Source organism: Streptosporangium jomthongense (genome assembly GCF_042650425.1).
Classification (GTDB): Bacteria; Actinomycetota; Actinomycetes; order Streptosporangiales; family Streptosporangiaceae; genus Streptosporangium.
This window is the reverse complement of record NZ_JBHSBC010000046.1, coordinates 20,684-37,516: the sequence shown is the minus strand read 5'-3', so window position 1 is coordinate 37,516 and position 16,833 is coordinate 20,684. Positions and strand designations below refer to the sequence as shown.

The following is a 16,833-nucleotide window of genomic DNA, read 5'->3' as shown; positions in this document are numbered from 1 at the left end:
GCCCCGCCCGCGCGGACGCGGGCGGGGCCGTCGTCAGGTCCTACCGGGACGGTTCCCCGGCGGAGGCCACGCCCGGCACCGGGGCGTAGCCCGCGGTCCGGGTGGTGAAGGTCCCCCGGCCCCGGGTCCGGCCGCGCAGCCGGGTCGCGTATCCGAACACCTCGGCCAGCGGAACGGTCGCGGTGATCACCACCGTGTCCGTCCTCGCGCTCGTGTCCAGGATCCGGCCACGCCGTGCCGCCAGGTCGCCCAGCACCCCGCCCGCGGTTTCACCGGGCACGACGACCGTGACCTCGACCACCGGTTCCAGCAGCACCATCCGGCAGGCGCGCAGGGCCTCCCGCAGCGCGAGCCGCCCGGCCGCCCGGAACGCGAGCTCGGAGGAGTCCTTGGGGTGGGTGGCCCCGTCGGTCAGCGTGACCCGCAGGCCCGTCACCGGATGACCGCCGAGCGGACCTTCGGCCAGGGCGTCCCGGCAACCGGCCTCCACCGCCCGGACGTACTCCCGGGGAACCCGTCCACCGGTGACGGTCGAGTGGAACTCGAAACCGGCCTCCAGGGGACCCACGTCGAGGACGACGTGGGCGAACTGACCGGCGCCCCCGTCCTGCTTGACGTGCCGGTACAGCAGCCCGGACACCCCCGAGGCGACCGTCTCCCGGTGGGCGACCTGCGGCCGGCCCACACCGACCTCCAGCCCGTTGGCGCGACGGATCTTCTCGACCGCGACCTCCAGGTGCAGCTCGCCCATCCCGGAGAGCACCGTCTGACCGGTCTCGGCGTCGGTCCTGACGGTCAGCGAGGGATCCTCCTCGACCAGCCGCGCCAGAGCCGTCGCCAACCGGTCGGCGTCGCCGCCCCCGCGCGCCTCGACCGCGACGGAGACCACCGGGTCGGTCGCGGCCGGCGGTTCGAGGAGCAACGGAGCCGAGGGCGCGCACAGGGTGGTCCCGGTGCGGGACGTCTTCAGCCCGACCACCGCGACGATGTCCCCGGCCACCGCCCGGTCCACCTCGGTGTGCCGGTCGGCCCGCACCCGCAGGATCCGGCCGATCCGCTCGGTGCGTCCCGTTCCCGCGTCCAGCACCGTGTCCCCCTTCCGTACCGTTCCCGAGTACACACGCACATACGTCAGCCGCCCGGTGGCGGTCGCGTTCACCTTGAACACCAGAGCGGAGAACGGCGCCGCCGGGTCGGCGGCGCGCTCCTGCGGCGAGCCGTCCTGGACGCCGCGTACCGCGGGCACGTCCAGCGGGGAGGGCAGGTAGGCCACGGCGGCGTCCAGCAGCGGCTCGATCCCCCGGTCGCGGTAGGCCGATCCGCACACCACCACGACGCCCTCACCGGTACGGGTCAGGTCGCGCAGCACGGAGGTGAGGGTCCGCGCGGAGACCGCCGACTCCGCGCAGAACTCCTCCAGCGCGACGGGATGCAGTTCGGCCACCGTCTCCTCCAGCAGCCGGCGACGCCGGAGCGCCTCCTCCAGCAGGGGTTCCGGCACCGGACCCTCCGTGAACGCGCCGTCGTCGTCCCAGAGCAGCGCCCGCATCCGCGGCAGGTCCACCACCCCGGTGAAGGTGTCCTCCCGCCCGATCGGCAGCTGGACCACCAGCGGGGTCCCGTGCAGCCGGGCGCGGATCGACTCGACGGCCGTGTCGAGGTCGGCCCCGGCGCGGTCCAGCTTGTTGACGAAGGCGATCCGCGGCACCCCGTGCCGGTCGGCCCGCCGCCACACCGCCTCGCTCTGCGGTTCGACTCCCGCGACGCCGTCGAAGACCGCGATCGCGCCGTCGAGCACCCGCAGCGAGCGCTCCACCTCGTCGGAGAAGTCGACGTGGCCCGGGGTGTCGAGCAGGTTGATCCGGTGACCGTCCCAGACGCAGCTCACCGCCGCGGCGAAGATGGTGATCCCACGATCGCGCTCCTGGGGGTCGAAGTCGGTGACGGTCGTCCCGTCGTGCACCTCGCCACGTTTGTGGGTGGTGCCGGTGACGTACAGGATCCGTTCGGTGACGGTGGTCTTCCCGGCGTCGACGTGGGCGAGGATGCCCAGGTTGCGGACGTTGTTCAACTGGTCGGTACGCACGGCCTACGGCCCTTCTCGGGGTCCGGACAGGACAGCGCGATCGCCTGACGAAACGGCCCGGGACCGGGCCATGGGAGTCCTCGTGCGGGGTGACCGCATCGGGAGAGACCCGGCCGGCGACTTCGGCGCCGGACAGGGATCAGATGGTCGTCAGGAGGTCATCCGGTGTCAGCCGCGCAGCGGACACCGGGACGACGAAGACACCAGGATCACCTCGTGTCGTGACGGGGGGACGATCGCAGCGGTGCTGTGTCGCACGACTGGCCCCTCTCTCGTCACAACGCCCGGTGCGCCGTTCGTGGCGAGTGTATTGAAGCCGGTTCAGACGGAAAACCGGTTTTTCCCGGCGGGGCGTAGAGCATCCCGGTCCCGCGTCCGGCGATTGTGGTCGGGACCGCCGACACGGTGTACCGCTGGCGTCGGCACGAGGCCGTACGAACCTGACGCAAAGGGGCGATCGGGAACGGCGTACCGCCAGGATGCTGCGCTCTCTGGGACGGCACGGATACGCCGGGCTCCACGCTGCGGGTGGCGAAGGCGTCCGGCGTGCCGCTGCTGCGCGCCTCCCGGGTGCGCGGCTGGATCACCGGGCAGCCGGAGACGCTGAGCACGGCGGAGGTCGCCGAGGTGAGCGCGACCGCCGATCGTGCAGACGAACGGTGCTCCGTGCCTCAGGTGCGGGCAGGTGGTCGGCGCCTCGGCCTCAAGCGCCCAGGACGTGGGCCCGGTCACGATGGGGGCGACCCTGCGGTACGTCTCGAAGGAGGCGCTCTTCCGTTCGGCGACGCCGAACTTCGGTATCGCCGCGCCGCCTTGGCGATTGCTTGTGCGGCTTGTGGACCGGCACTCGGAGAGAGTCAGTGGTCGACAGGATGGGCCCGTACGGTGGCCTTGTGGCCCTTCCTGCCGAAGATGTGGAGGATCTCGACGGAGTGGTCGCCGTTCGGGCCGAACCAATGCGGCTCGGACGTGTCGAACTCGGCGACCTCACCGGGACGAAGGATCAGCTCTCGCTCCCCGAGAACCAACAACAGTTCTCCCGCCAGGACGAACAGCCACTCGTAGCCGTCATGGGTGACAAGCCTGCGAGGGCAGGGCGCGATCACCTGTTTGAAGACCTTGAGGCGTCCCGGGTACTGGGTCAGCGGAATCAGGACGCTGCCCTCTCGGCGGCGCAGCGGGGTCAGGTGGACCCTCGGATCACCGGTCGCAGGGGCGGCGATGAGCTGGTCGAGCGCGACGCGGTGCGCTCGCGCGATCGGGATGAGCAGTTCGAGCGTCGGGCGCCGCTTGCCGGACTCGATTCTCGACAACCTGCTGACCGAGATACCGGTCGCCGCCGACAGCTCCTCCAGGGTCATGCCGCGATCGCGGCGCAGCGAGCGCAGTCGGGGCCCGATGGCGGCGAGCGTCTGCTCCAGTTCCGCATCCACCTCTCCAGTGTGTCGGGCGGTCGCAGCGGTCCGGTTGTTTTTTGCGATTTCCGCAAATTTTCTGGCCGGTCGGCTCCCGGCGCCCGGACAGTGGGTGGCCTGACACCCACCGAAGGAGCGACATGGACGAGGAACCCCGACCTCCCGGACGCTGGAAGGTACTGGCGGTCTGCTGCCTGAGCCTGTTCCTTGTCGGTCTGGACACGACGATCGTCAACATCGGCCTACCGGCGATCGGCGCGGGTCTGGATACCGATACCCGCGGCCTGGAATGGACAGTCGACGCCTACACACTCGTCCTGGCCAGCCTCTTGATCTCTTCGGGGGCACTGGCCGACCGCATCGGGCGCAGGCGGGTCTTCCGGCTCGGTCTTGTCGTGTTCGGCGCGGCGTCGGTGGCATGCGCGTTCGCCCCGACAATCGGCGTACTGGTCGCGGCACGGGTGGCGCAGGGCGTCGGCGGGTCGATGCTCAGCCCCGTGGCCCTCGCGATCGTCGTCAACGTGATCACTGACCCGAAGGAGCGGGCGCGGGCGATCGGCGTGTGGGCGGCCGTCTTCGGGGTGAGCATGGCGGCGGGTCCCGTCGTGGGCGGAGCGCTGGTGTCGGGTCTCGGCTGGAGGTCGATCTTCTGGGTCAACCTGCCCGTGGTCGTCATGGCATTGGTGCTGACGGCCCTCTTCGTCCCCGAGTCGCGGGCGGAACGGCCACGTCGGCTCGACGTTCCGGGGCAGGTGCTGCTGACCGTCGTGGTGGGTGGTTCCGTCGCCGTGCTGATCGAAGGCCCGCACATCGGGTGGACCTCACCCACCGTGATCGCCGGTTACCTCGTGGTCGCTGCCGGGACGGCCTCGCTCGGCCTGGTCGAGTCGCGAAGGACCGAGCCGCTGGTCGCCCCGGCCCTGTTCCGCAGGCCATCCTTCCTGGCCGCTGTGGTCGGCGCGGTGGCAGTGTTCGTAGCGCTCAGCGCGACCCTCCTGCTCACCACCCTCTACCTCCAGCACTCCCGCGGCCTGAGCCCCGTGGCCGCGGGCATCGTCACCCTCCCCATGGCCATCGCCGCGACCGTGTTCGCACCACTGTCCGGGCTACTGGTCGGCCGGTCAGGCCCACGCCTGCCGCTGCTGCTCGCCGGTGGCTTCATCGTCGCGGGCGGCCTGTCCCTCGTGGGCATCGGCGACCACACGAACCTGTGGTCGCTGTCCCTCGCTTACCTGCTCGTCGGTGCCGGGTTCGGCTTCGCCAACGCCCCCATCACCAACACGGCCGTCAGCGGCCTCCCTCCCGCCCGTGCGGGCGTCGCCGGAGGCATCACCTCCACCGCCCGCCAGCTCGGCTCGGCCCTGGGCGTCGCCGCGGCGGGCACCTTCATCGCCCATGTTTCGCCGGCACACTTGGCGGAAGCCTCACGTCCCGGTTGGGCGCTTGTCACCGCCTGCGGCCTCCTTGTCCTCCTGACGACTCTCGCCACCCCAAGCCGTTGTCGCCCTGGCTGGGCCTCCGCCCTCCAGATCATCGAGACCGCGGGGAAGGGAAGGCACTCCGAGAGAACGCGCAACGAAAAGGTCGAACAACGCCGCAAGACGCTTGACCTGTCTGCGGGGGACCGAGGTCCGCGTATGCCTCGGCCTGGAGGCGACCGCCGATCATCTCTGGATGGAAGGAAGGGATTTTGGCGCGTGCCGGGGGCTCGTTTTCCGGACGAGGTCCTGGAAACGATCACGCTGCCGGTGAGTGAGGTCGTCACAAAACGCGATCGTTCACGGTGACCCGGGTCGCGGACGGAGTGATCACGGTTGGTGTCGGGCTCGGGGCCGGCCTGGTTCACGTCGAAGTGGTCGACGAAGGTTCGACGACCGGCGTTCCTAGGATGCGACCCGCCGTCGAAGACCGCCTCAGCGGGCGGGGCCTCAGCTGGGTGAACTCGATGTCCCGGCGATGGGGAACGGAGCACATCCGGCAGACGGGATGCGCGGTCTGGTTCCAGGTCGCTTCTGGCTGACTTCATGGACCGGTGCGGCGGTGCCCGTTCCCAACGCCGCCGCAGAATGTGTACGGCTCGCGCATGAAAAAGGGGGAGGCAATTCCGCCTCCCCCTTTATTTAGATCACCTTATCGGTGATGGTATAGGGAACTTCTTTGGCGTCTGAGCCGTACCGCATGAAGCCTGTCTTGTAGACAAGGGGAGCTTCTTTGGTGTTCGAGCTGTAGTACATGGAGCTTGCATTGATGACAATGGAAGCTTCTGTGGTGCTCGGGCTGTGGTTCATAGGGCCCATAGCAGTGACAACGATAAACGTTGCCAAGCTTATGATCACTTACCGTCCTTAGATTATGTGAATAGGGTTTTACTCACCTCTTCTCATATCCTACCCCGATGGTCTTGGGGGAATGACAGGATTTGGATCCAAACGATTCGTTGCCATGTATGCCTGGGTGAGACTTGGGCGCCCAGGTGGGGAGGGTATGTTAGGTTCTGCGGTGCATGAATGGTGCCTAGGCTGATTGTAGCTTTTGGGTGTTTCGTGCTTTAGTGAGACTGAACAGAGGTCTCCTGCTGGTTGAGTCGCGCCCGAAGTGGTCCGGCTTCGACGACCCCTAGGCGTTCGTAGAGGCCAAGGGCGTGTCGCCAGTGCTCCTTCGAGCGTTCCTGCTCACCTGTCTGGGCGAACGCGGTGCCCAGCTCGTCGAGGGCGCATGCCTCTTCGTAGACGTCGCCGATCCGCTGCGCCAGTTCGAGTGATTTCTTGTAGAAGAAAATCGCTGTTTCGTTCCTGCTCGCCTTGAGGTGGGTTGTGCCGATTCCGCGAAGGGCTATGCAGTGTTGGTGCTGATTTGCTGTCTCAATTGATATGCTCATGGCCGTCTGATATTGGGCGAGTGCCTTGCTGTTCTTTCCCAGTCGCATGTAATAGCTGCCGATGTTGTTCAGAACTTCTGCCTCGTACCAGCGGTCACCGATTCTTCGGTGCCCCTCCAGGGATTTTTGGTAATACTCAAATGCCTCGGCATAGCGGCCCATGTACTGGTAGACGTAGGCCAGATTGTTGAGTCGGATGGCCGCGTTCCGCGGGTCCAGGTTCGGGTTGAGGGAGGCCGCCTTTTCATAGTGGCGCAGCGCCTCCTCGTAGTGGCCGAATCGCACCTCGACGTAACCGATATTGTTCATTGTGACCTGCTGGCCACGTAAGTCATGGTCTTCCTGGTACATGCCGAATGCTTCCCACATGCGTTCGGCGGCACGAGGGTAGTCGCCTCTATGCCAATGAATGACCGCGATGTTGTTGAGAGTGTTCGCCTGTCCGTTACGATCCCCGACTGTTCTGCGAATCTGGAGCGCCTGCTCGAAGTAGCCGAAGGCGACGTCGTATTCGGAGCGCTGCCAGTGCACCACGCCGCTCTGGTCGAGAAGTTCGCCGATCGCTCGTTGATTTCCGGCGGCTCTCTGGATCTCCATAGCCTCGGCCACGTGGAGAAGCGCCTCGTCGTATTGGCCGGTCTGGCATTGGGCCATACCAAGATCGGCCAGCGCGTAGGCTAGTCCTGAACGGTCGTTCAGCTCTCGGTAGATCGTCGTAGCCCGCTCGTGGAGGGCGGCGCCTTCGGCCCAACGGCTCAACAGGTCCAAATGGCGGCTGAGCACGTGTGCGAGCAGTGCCGCGTGTTTCGCCCATCCGTGGTGGACGATAAGGACCAGGTTGTCCAGCTCGGCTTCCATCCAGGTGGAGGCCTGGTCGGCGCTGTCGAATTCGACCACTTGAGACGGTGGGCAGGGAACCCCGAGCGGGTCGCGGGCGCGGTAGGGGTAGAGGAGACGGTCCGCCGCGTCCGCTGTGAGGAGGTAGTGGTCGAAGGCTCGGCCGAGGACTTCGGTGCGGGACGCCTCCGGTTCGCGGTCCGACAGCAGAAGGGCGTACTCACGGATGAGATCGTGGAATCGGTAACGGCCCTTGCGGGGTTCGTCGATCAGATGGTGATCGACGAATTCGTCGAGGATCTCCTCGGCCTCGGCGAGGCTCGTGTCCAACAGTGCCGACGCGCTCTCGGGGGTGAGGTCTGCGCCGGGGTGCAGGCCGAGCCGCCAGAACGCCTGCTTCAGGCGTTCGTCAAGAGCGTGAAAGGACAGTTCGAAGGCAGCGGTGATTTCGCGGTTCCCAGCCTTGATGGCTGGAAGTCTTCGTCGAGTCCTGCTGAGCAGTTCCGCGATGTCGGCCGCGTCCCAGGCGGCCCTGTTCTTGAGCCGACTGCCGACCAGTTGAATCGCCAGGGGAAGGTGACCGCAGAGCCGTACGACCGAGGCGACTCCTTCTTCCTGGAAGGCACGCCCTGGACCGGCGACGCGACGCAGGAGTACGGCGCCGTCCTCGGGCGGCAGGACGTTCAGCGAGAGGGAGTGGACGTCGTCGAGTCCGGCAAGCCGCCGCCTGCTGGTGATCACGACGAGGCTGCCGGGTGTCCCAGGAAGAAGGTCGCTGATCTGGTCGTGCCGGGCGGCGTTGTCGAGGAGGATGAGCACCTTGCGGCGGGCCAACTCGGCCCGCCACATCGCGGCCCGGCCGTCCAGACCGTTCGGCACGAGCTTGCCGGGAATGCCGAGATCTCGCAGGAGCCGGTCAAGGGCGGTCGCCGGGTCCATCGCGTCGTTCTGGGCGTCGTGGCCGTGCAGGTCGAGGTAGAGCTGCCCGTCCGGATAGTCGCCGGTGAGCCGGTGCGCCAGATGTACGGCCAGTGCCGTCTTACCGACCCCTGCCATGCCGTCGATCGCCAGCACGGTGACCGTGTCCCGCCGGGCCTGGAAACCGACGAGTTGGTCCAGCTCCGCGGTGCGGCCGGTGAAGGTCTGCTTGTCCCGGGGCAGGGTGTTCGGAGCAGCCTCTTTTCTGGGCGCGGGCAATAATGTGGGGTCGTTCTTGAGGACGCGCAGATGCAGTTCCTGTAACGCCGGGTTGGGTTCCGTGCCGAGTTCACGGAGTTCCTGGCGCGCCCGGTTGTAGGCGTTGAGCGCCTCCGTCGGCCTCCCTTCGTGGCAGAGCCTCCGCATGTGAAGCTCCACGAGCTTCTCGCGGAACGGAAATTTGTTGACCAGCTCAACGAGTTCCGCACTGTCTTCGGGTTTTTGGCCGTGCTGAATTTCGAGTTCGATGCGTTCGATCCTGCTGTCGAGCACTTCTCCTTCGATTTTCTCCCGGGTTTGTTCGGCCCATGGTCCCGTCAGGCCCGTCAGTGCCTCTCCCCGGTGCAGCGCGTCCGCCTCGTGATAGAGGCGCAGTGCCTGTTCGGTCGTCTCGCTCTCCCTGGCCTGTGCGCGGAGTCTCAGGAACCGGTGGTAGTCGATGTTCTCCGGGTCGGTCTCAAGGAGGTAGGCCCCGGCATGTCGCCGCAGGTGAACGGTGCCGTTGAGGGAGCCTCTCAGCCGGGCAACGTGGCTGTACAGGCTGTCCTTGGCCTTGGCGGGCGGGTCGTCGCCCCACACCTTGTGGACGAGCGACTCCACGGTTACCGGTCGTCCCGGATTCATGAGGAGGATGGCCAAAACGAGACGTGTTTTGGCCTGTCCCAGGTCGTGGCGTTGCCCGCTGGACCATAACTCGACTGGACCGAGAATACGGAATTCCATTCGAGCCCCTTTTCCTAGGGCGTCAGCATCTACGTGAGATTTTTTCATCGAAATTGGAGCGGATCCAGGGCCGTGATGTCACTTCTGTATCTCACGTCATTCACAGCGAGGTCCTATGAGACGGCGCAGGGTTCCGACAAGGAGACCGCAAGGGGTTCCGCAAGGTTCGGGGGTGATGCTCCGGTTAGTGGGCTTTGCCCACTGCCGAAGGCCGGACGAATCCAAGAGGTGGGGCAGGAGAATGGTCGAATGGAACAGGGTGGCAGTTGGGCTCGATTCCCGTCGATGGGCGACGCGCAGAGTCCACAAGACGGTCCTGGTGGCCGTCCACACCGTGACCGCGGGGCAGCGGCTGCTGGACACGGCCCGTCTGCTGGAGTCGAACCTGGGGATCCAGGTCGTCTTCACCAAGGCTCCGGACATCTTCAACGCCGGGGTCGATGAGTTCATCAGCGGCCTGGGGGGCGCCTCCCTCCCCTGGGCGCAGGTCCCACACCAGGTGTTCGACCTCGCCCTGGCCGCGAGCCTTGGATCGATCCACGAGATCCACGCGCCGCTGGCCGTCATGCCGCACGGTGCGGGTTTCAACAAGCTGGTGCCCGCCAGGGACGGGGCCAGGGCGGAGGACCGCGCACCGTACGGACTCGACGCTCAGCGGTTGATGCGCGACGGCGCCGTGCTGCCCGCGGCGATCATCCTGCCGCACGAGATCGAACTCGGGCGGCTGGCCCGCACGTGCCCGCAGGCGCTTCCCGTCGCGGCGGTCGTCGGCGACTCCTCCCACGACCTGCTGGTGGCCAGCCTGCCGCACCGCGACCTCTACCGGCAGGCGCTGAAGGTCGGTCCGGGTCAGAAGCTGGTCGTGGTCACCTCGACCTGGGGGCAGCAGTCGCTGTTCGGCAGGCACTCCGACCTGCTGCCGCGCCTGCTGGCCGAACTGCCGCGCGAGGAGTTCCGCGTCGCGGTGCTCTTCCACCCCAACGTCTGGTTCGGGCACGGCATCTGGCAGGTGCGGGCCTGGCTCGCCGACGAGCTGAGGAACGGGCTGAGCCTGATCCCGCCCGACGTCGACTGGCGTGCGGTCCTCGCCGCCGCCGACTGGATCATCGGCGACCACGGCTCGGTCACCCTGTACGGCGCCGTCACCGGTAAGCCCGTCATGCTGGCCGGGTTCCCGAACGCGGACGTCGACCCGGCCTCCGGTCTCGCCAAGCTGGCGGCCGTCGCCCCCCGGGTCTCCCGGCGTGGTTCGCTGCGTGCCCAGCTCGACCGGGCGGCCAAGGAGATGCGGCCCGACCGCTACCAGGCGGTCACCGAGCTGATCACCTCGGAGCCGGGCCGTTTCGACCAGAACATGCGCCGTCTCATCTACCGCTTACTGGGCTTACGACGGCCCGAGCACGTCCACGTGACCCCGGCGGTGCCGGCTCCCCGGCTCGCCGCGTGAGGAGAACGGCCATGACCAACAGGTTCGTCACAGCCCAGCTGTTCAGGGTGGGGCACCTGCCCACGGTCGAACGGCGCGGCGTTGCCATACCGCGCCAGGGGACATCGGCACTCATGGTGACGTCGGTCCGTGAGACCCACGTCATGCTCCTCACCCCCGGCCGAGGAACCCTCAGGCGCGGCACGCCCCGAGGCACCAGGATCTTCGACGGCACGCACGTCGTGGCCCGTCTCGACGAGCGGGCGGACCAGGACTGGTACGAGGTGGCCGACGTGCTCGTGACCCCGCAGCCGGGAAGAGAGATCCTCGGCCGCTACCCGGGTTGCGAGGTCGCGGTCGGCGCGCGTCCGCCCGGCTGCCTGGCCGCGCTGCGCGACGGACGGCTCGTCACGATCGCGGGAAGCGCGCGTCCCGCGCTCTGCGGCTCCTTCCTGTACGGCTGGCGCGCCGCCGGGATGCCGCTCGACGCCCTGACCACGGACTCGGTGTTCTTCGGCCGGTACGTGGGACGGATCGAAGCACTTGAGACGACCAGACGGGCGTGTGTCCGTACGGGAGAGGAGGCGGCGTGACACGCCGGATCGTGGTCGCGGGCGCGGTCAGTCTCTACATGTCGGTGGGGGTGACGGAGTTCCCGGTACGGTACGCCTCCACCTCGTCTCCCCGGTGGATCGCCACCGGGGTCTCCGGGGCGGCCGGGCACATCGCGCAGATCCTCAGAACCCTGGGGGACGACGTCCGCCTGTGCACCGTCCTTGGCCGTGACCTGCCCGGCCTCGGCATAGCGGCCGAACTCGGCAGGAACGGCCTGCTCGGCCCTGGGATCGTCGAGGGGGCCGAGTCGTCGGTGGGGGTGGCGCTCGTCGGTCCGGACGGCCGCCGGATGGGGCTTCCCCATCTGACGCCGGTGAACACCGTCCCCTATCCCGTGAACCTGCTTGCGGCGAATGCCCACGGCGCCGACCTGCTGGTCCTGACGAACACGAAATTCGTCCGTGAGCTGGTCGAACCCGCCTCCCGGCTCGGCGTCCCCATCGCTGTGGATCTCCACCTCGTCTCCGACCTCGACGGGGAGTACAACCGGCCGTGGCTCGACGCGGCGACGGTCGTCTTCTGCAGTGACGAACGGCTGCCCGACCCGCCCGAGGTGTGGGTGCGGCGGCTGTTCGCCCGCTACCCGCGCTGCCGGTTGGCGGGGGTCGGTCTGGGCGCCCGGGGGGCGCTGCTGGCCACCAGGGAGGGAACGCTCGTCCGGGTGGAGGCGGTCGCGCCTCGTGGAGTCGTCAACACCACCGGGGCGGGCGACGCACTGTTCGCCACGTTCCTGCACTTCTGGTGTGAGGCGGAGGATCCGGTTCGGGCATTACGGCTGGCGGTGGTGCACGCGGGCTGGAAGGTCGGTGCTCCAGCGTCGGTCACCGCGTCACTGACCCTCGACGAACTGTCAGCCCTTGACGCCGCCCACACGCCCAACACTGTCGTCGGACGCTGGGACAGCTGAACTCGTCGCGCGCCGTAGCGTTGCCTGTCTGGGCATCGGTACGGCGCGCTCTGTCTGGGCGGTTGACGTGGCGTGGTCACCTGGCCAGCCGGGACAGACGTTCCTGTAACTGTCTGCTCCGGCTGCCGCTCTGTGCCAGGACGCGCTGAGCCTCCTCGTAGAGGGTCCGCGCGTCCTGTTCACGGTGCTCCCGCAGGGCGAGGTCACCCAACGCCTGAAGGGCCTGCGCCTGGCCGATCGCCGAACCGATCCTCTTCATCTCCTCCAACTCCCGCTCGACCAGGGCCGTCCCAATCTCTCCTCCCCTGGCACTGCCGAGAAGAATGCGTGCCCTGGCCCGGTTGTGTGGATCGTCCACCTCGGCAAGCAGGCCCTCGGCCTCCGCGAGGTGGTCAACGGCCTCGGCTGTCTTCCCCAGTTCGATCAGTGCCTCACTGAGGTCGCAGAGGAGAAGCGCGACCTTGCGCGACTCCTTCGCCGCTCGGTACTGGCTCAGTGACTCCTGGAGCAGTACGACGGCCTCCTCGATATGGCCTCGGTCCAGTTCGATCAGTCCCAGCCTGCGTGTACTGCCGGATATGCGATACCGGTTCTCCTCCCGGCGCCAGATCTCCAGCGCCGCATGGAAGTCGGCTGCGGCTTCGTCGAGTTCACCGAGGGCGCGGTGTGCCAGCCCGGTCCGGTTCAGCATCTTGGCCTCGGCCTCGGCGTCCGCGCAGGCCCGCGCCGCCTCAAGGCCCATCCTGTCGATCTCAAGGCGTTCGTCATGGCGGCCGCGGTAGAGGAACAGCGGCCACAGCGCGTCCACCAACTGCCATGCCGTGGGGAAAAGCCGCTGCTCCATGGCGACCTGGATGGCCGCCCTGAGGTTGGGGAGTTCGTCGTCGAGCCAGTCGAGCGCCTGTGCTCGATCAGCGAAGGTGAGAGGTTCGGCGGGCTCGTTGACGACCGCGTCGAAGTTGACCTTGCGGTAGGGCATGACCAGTCGGTTCACGGTCGTGGCGGTGGACAGGAACCAGTCGACCGCCCGGTGCACGGTCCGCGCGCGGACCTCCTCGGACTCGTCCCGTTCGGCCATCTCCCGGGCGTGCAGCCGAATCAGGTCGTGGAAGCGGTAGTGGCCGCCGGGCGCGTCGTCGAGCAGGTTGGCATCGATCAGGATCTCCAGCAGTTCCCGCACGTGGGCACGCGGCATCGCGACCGTCGCGGCGGCCGACCAGCTGTCGAAGGTGGTGCCGGGGAAGAGGCCGAGCCGCCGGTAGATCCGCCTGATGTCGTCGGAGGAGAGCCCGTTGTAGGAAAGCGCCAATGCCGCCTGGACCTTCGTCTCGTCCTCGTCGCCGATCGACAACTCCGCCAGCCTCCGTCGTTCGTGGGTGAGAGCCCGCACCATTTCGGACAGGGGCCGACGCGGCCGGGTGGCCAGCCGGGCCGCGGCGACGCACAGGGCGAGCGGCAGCCGGGCGCACAACTCGACCAACCTCTCCGCCGACTCCTGCTCGGCGCGTACCCGGTCACCGCCGATGGTGCGTTCCAGCAGTTCGAGCGCGGCCTGCGCGCTGAGTTGCTCAAGCCGTACGGCTCGGGCCCCGCGCATCAGCAACCCCGCCAGGCGCCACCGGCTGGTGACGATCGTGACGCTCTCCGCCGAGGCGGGCAGCAGGGGGGTCACCTGTGCGACCGATATGGCGTTGTCCAGCATGACCACCAGGCGGCGTCCGCTCACCAGCGACTGGTAGAGCGCGGAACGTTCCGCCAGTCCGGCGGGGACGCGCTTGGGTTCGACGCCGAACGCGCGGATGAACCACCCCAGCACCTCGGTCGGCTGGATGGGTTTGTCGGTCGCGTGTCCCCGCAGGTCGGCGAAGAGCCCGCCGTCGGGGAAGGAGTCGTGTTCCCGGTGCGACCAGTGCAACGCCATCGCTGTCTTGCCGACGCCCGCCGGGCCGCTGACCACCGCGACCTTGGGAGCCCCTGTTCCGCCGGAGCCGGAACGGATGTCGTCCAGCAGGGCGAGCTCGTCATGGCGATTCACGATGGGATGCCCGGCCGGGAGCTGGTTGGGCTTGAGCAGCGGGGCCTCAGGGGAGGCGGTCTGGTGCAGATGGATTCCGCCGTGAACGTCACGGGCCTGGAGGGCCGGCCCGAACACGGTCCCGCCCAGCTCGTTGGAGTGTCCCTGGTCTCTGAGGTCCTCACCCATCGCCCTGCTCGCGTCGTGAGCGATAATTCATGCTCCTGGGATTTTTGACTGCGGTTATATCTCTTTGCGGTTGGGGAAATCTGGCCGGAACTTCCATTTTTATCGTTGCTCTTGAATTCGTCAAGCGGTCGAGATGGTTATTTCATTGGCCTATCCAGGATTATTATGGTGATGGCTTGCCGGGTGATGCTGAGTGTGGTGGTTGTTCCGGGTCTTCCGTGTACATAGGGTCACCGTATGGTGAATGGGGAACGCGTCGTAAATCCACTGCCCGCTCTCTGGAGAGACGCTCTGGCCCGCCCCGGATGGCGCTCCGCCCCAGCCGTGTCCTGGAGCTTCGACTTCGGCGATCGATTCGGGGGCGGAGTTGTACGGATCGCTCCGACGACTTGGGGAACTCCAGGGAAAAGGGAAGTGAGCAAATACGGTCACCTTGTTCGCGGACGGTTCGTTCGACGTGAAAGGGCCAACGCCCGAGTTCCCGCAAGGGGAAACGTCGGAGGGCGGCTGCTTCCGGTACGAACTGTGAGAGACGCACCATAAAGTCGTGATGTTTCACACTCGAACGTAGGTCCGAAGATTCGGATCGCGGCCCTCGACGGTGAAACCGCCATGTTGGCTGCGGACGGTGAAGAACACGGAGGCAGGCGGCTCCACAGCTCGGGCTGCGAGCCATGGGGCACCGGCCGACCGGGACAGGCCTGTCATACAGATTCCTGCCGACGCCGACAGGTCACGCGTGATCCGCATGGATTTCGCCGTGGATGCAACAGTTTGGGGGGCGTTCTCATCTGGGTGGTGATGAGGACGACGGGAGGCGAAGGTAGTTGGAAGCGGATCCACGGTTCGCGGAGTTCGTCGCCGAGCGGGGGGACGCGCTGTTGCGCTACGGCTACGTGCTGGCCGGGAACCCACACGACGCGGCGGATCTGGTGCAGGAGGCGTTGCTGAAGCTCCGCGCCGCCTGGCCGCGCCTCCTGACGAAGGAGAATCCGGAGAGTTACGTGCGCACCATCATGGCCAGGCTGCACGTCGCCGTCTGGCGGCTGCGGCGCCGTGAGGTGCTCAGCTGGGAGCCGCCCGAGCACGGGTACCACGACAGGCTGCCCGACGGTGGGGAGCAGGCGATGTGGGAGGCGCTGGCCGTACTGCCGCGCAGACAGCGGGTGGTGCTGGTGCTGCGGTACTACGAGGGGCTCGACGACGCGGAGATCGCGGCGACCCTGGGGATCTCCCGGGGGACCGTACGGAGCCAGGCGTCACGGGCGTTGGACAAGCTTCGCTCCGCCATGCGGACGGAAAGCCACGAAATTTCGGGAAATATCGGCGCAGTGCAGGGGGAGTGGTGATGAACGATTTCGAAAGGAGTCTGCAGGAGACCCTGGGGCACGCGGCGGGAAACGCACCCCGGCTGGCCGGTACGGCGGCGGCCCGGCTGGAGACCGGATACCGGCGGCGCAGGCGGCGGCTGCAGGCGGCACTCGCGACGGCGGCCGTGGTCGCGGTCGCGGGAGGAGGCGTGGTCGGGCTGCGCGTGAGCGGTGACACGGGGGCCTCGTCGGCCAGCACCACAGGCGGGAGGTCGTCCCAGGTGATGACCTCAACGAAGATCGAGGCCAAGCCGATCGAGCAGGTGTGGCCGCAGGCCGTGGTGAAGCTGCCGCTGAAGGCGCCGAACGGCCGGGACCTGCGGCCGATCACCCTGATCGACGACCAGACGCTGCTGGTCGCGGCGGACCGTGACTTCGAGCGGCCGGAGACGATCTACGCCTACCCCCTGGCCGGCGGGGAGCCGCGGAAGATCGCGGACGTGCCCGAGCCTCAGAAGGCGGTGCGGTTCGCCTCCGATTTCAGCGTCGGCGACGGTCAGGTGGCCTGGTGGAACACGACGAAGGGCAAGACCCACATCTGGGCCGCGTCGTTGGACGGTGCGGGGGCCCGTCCCGTGGCCGACCAGGACATGGAGGGGTTCGACGGCTTCGGCGTGGCGAACGGCAAGGTCGTGTTCTCCCCGGTGAACGGCGGGGTGTTCACCGTTCCCCTGACCGGGGGGAAGGCGACGCGGATTCCGGCCGGCGACAGGCAGCACCTGCTGTCGTGGCCGTGGGCGGGTTCGCCGGGCATCGGCGGCGGGCGCGACAAGCCCCTCTTCACCCGGCTGGTCAACCTGGAGACCGGAAAGGTCGACTCGGCCGCCGTCGACGGGAAGGACCGGGTGTACGCCTGCGGGGTGCGCTCCTGCATCGGCGTGACGGCTGACGAGGAGGGCTTCGTCCGGTTGCGTGACGGCTCACAGCAGAAGGACGTGCCCCTCGGTTACCAGATCCCCGAGCCGCCGAGGCAGGACCGTTTCCATCTGTGCAACATCAAGGAGGACGAGCAGGCGCTCGGGCTCTTCGACGTGAGCACCGGCACGATCGTCGACCTGGGCCTGCGGGAGGAGGTGGCGAACGGCGGGATCCCCGTCACCGACCCGACGGGCCGGATCATGTCCTACCGGCTCAAGGGTGAACTCCACGTGGTCGTCCTGTCCAGGATTCCGTGAC

10 protein-coding genes are annotated in these 16,833 nt (G+C 67.7%); 6 read left to right on the top strand and 4 right to left on the bottom strand.

Going from position 1 to position 16,833, the window contains the following annotated elements:
- Positions 1 to 40: 40 nt before the first annotated feature.
- On the bottom strand, positions 41 to 2,086 hold the full coding sequence (fusA, locus tag ACFOYY_RS35165) for an elongation factor G (protein ID WP_386195484.1): 2,046 nt from the start codon (positions 2,084 to 2,086) through the stop codon (positions 41 to 43).
- An 857-nt stretch (positions 2,087 to 2,943) separates the two neighbouring features.
- Positions 2,944 to 3,519, bottom strand: a complete 576-nt coding sequence (locus tag ACFOYY_RS35160; RefSeq protein ID WP_362780192.1) for a helix-turn-helix transcriptional regulator — start codon at positions 3,517 to 3,519, stop codon at positions 2,944 to 2,946.
- A gap of 122 nt (positions 3,520 to 3,641) precedes the next feature.
- Between ACFOYY_RS35160 and ACFOYY_RS35155 the strand changes: the two genes are divergently transcribed.
- Positions 3,642 to 5,288, top strand: a complete 1,647-nt coding sequence (locus tag ACFOYY_RS35155) for an MFS transporter (protein ID WP_386195482.1) — start codon at positions 3,642 to 3,644, stop codon at positions 5,286 to 5,288.
- Between the two features lie 761 nt (positions 5,289 to 6,049).
- Here the strand turns inward: ACFOYY_RS35155 and ACFOYY_RS35150 are convergent.
- Positions 6,050 to 9,136, bottom strand: coding sequence for a tetratricopeptide repeat protein (locus ACFOYY_RS35150; RefSeq protein ID WP_386195480.1), 3,087 nt, complete (start codon positions 9,134 to 9,136; stop codon positions 6,050 to 6,052).
- A gap of 319 nt (positions 9,137 to 9,455) precedes the next feature.
- Here ACFOYY_RS35150 and ACFOYY_RS35145 point away from each other — a divergent pair, with 319 nt between their 5' ends.
- The 3 genes from ACFOYY_RS35145 to ACFOYY_RS35135 are packed head-to-tail and all read left to right on the top strand — an operon-like array spanning position 9,456 to position 12,084.
- The gene (locus ACFOYY_RS35145; RefSeq protein ID WP_386195479.1) at positions 9,456 to 10,583 is read left to right on the top strand and encodes a hypothetical protein; all 1,128 of its coding nucleotides are present in this window, start codon (positions 9,456 to 9,458) and stop codon (positions 10,581 to 10,583) included.
- A gap of 11 nt (positions 10,584 to 10,594) precedes the next feature.
- Positions 10,595 to 11,155 (top strand): hypothetical protein, encoded by a 561-nt coding sequence (locus tag ACFOYY_RS35140; protein WP_386195478.1) that lies wholly within the window; start codon positions 10,595 to 10,597, stop codon positions 11,153 to 11,155.
- On the top strand, positions 11,152 to 12,084 hold the full coding sequence (locus tag ACFOYY_RS35135) for a carbohydrate kinase family protein (RefSeq protein WP_362780178.1): 933 nt from the start codon (positions 11,152 to 11,154) through the stop codon (positions 12,082 to 12,084). The genes ACFOYY_RS35140 and ACFOYY_RS35135 overlap by 4 nt, the downstream gene beginning before the upstream one ends.
- 76 nt (positions 12,085 to 12,160) lie before the next feature.
- Here the strand turns inward: ACFOYY_RS35135 and ACFOYY_RS35130 are convergent, their stop codons facing one another.
- The gene (locus tag ACFOYY_RS35130) at positions 12,161 to 14,287 is read right to left on the bottom strand and encodes a tetratricopeptide repeat protein (protein WP_386195475.1); all 2,127 of its coding nucleotides are present in this window, start codon (positions 14,285 to 14,287) and stop codon (positions 12,161 to 12,163) included.
- An 827-nt stretch (positions 14,288 to 15,114) separates the two neighbouring features.
- On the opposite strand from ACFOYY_RS35130, the gene ACFOYY_RS35125 reads away from it, so the two are divergent.
- A complete protein-coding gene (locus ACFOYY_RS35125; RefSeq protein ID WP_386195474.1) occupies positions 15,115 to 15,636 on the top strand; it encodes a SigE family RNA polymerase sigma factor in 522 nt (173 codons plus the stop codon).
- Positions 15,636 to 16,832, top strand: a complete 1,197-nt coding sequence (locus ACFOYY_RS35120; protein ID WP_386195472.1) for a hypothetical protein — start codon at positions 15,636 to 15,638, stop codon at positions 16,830 to 16,832. The genes ACFOYY_RS35125 and ACFOYY_RS35120 overlap by 1 nt, the downstream gene beginning before the upstream one ends.
- The last annotated feature ends 1 nt before the right edge of the window (position 16,833 follow it).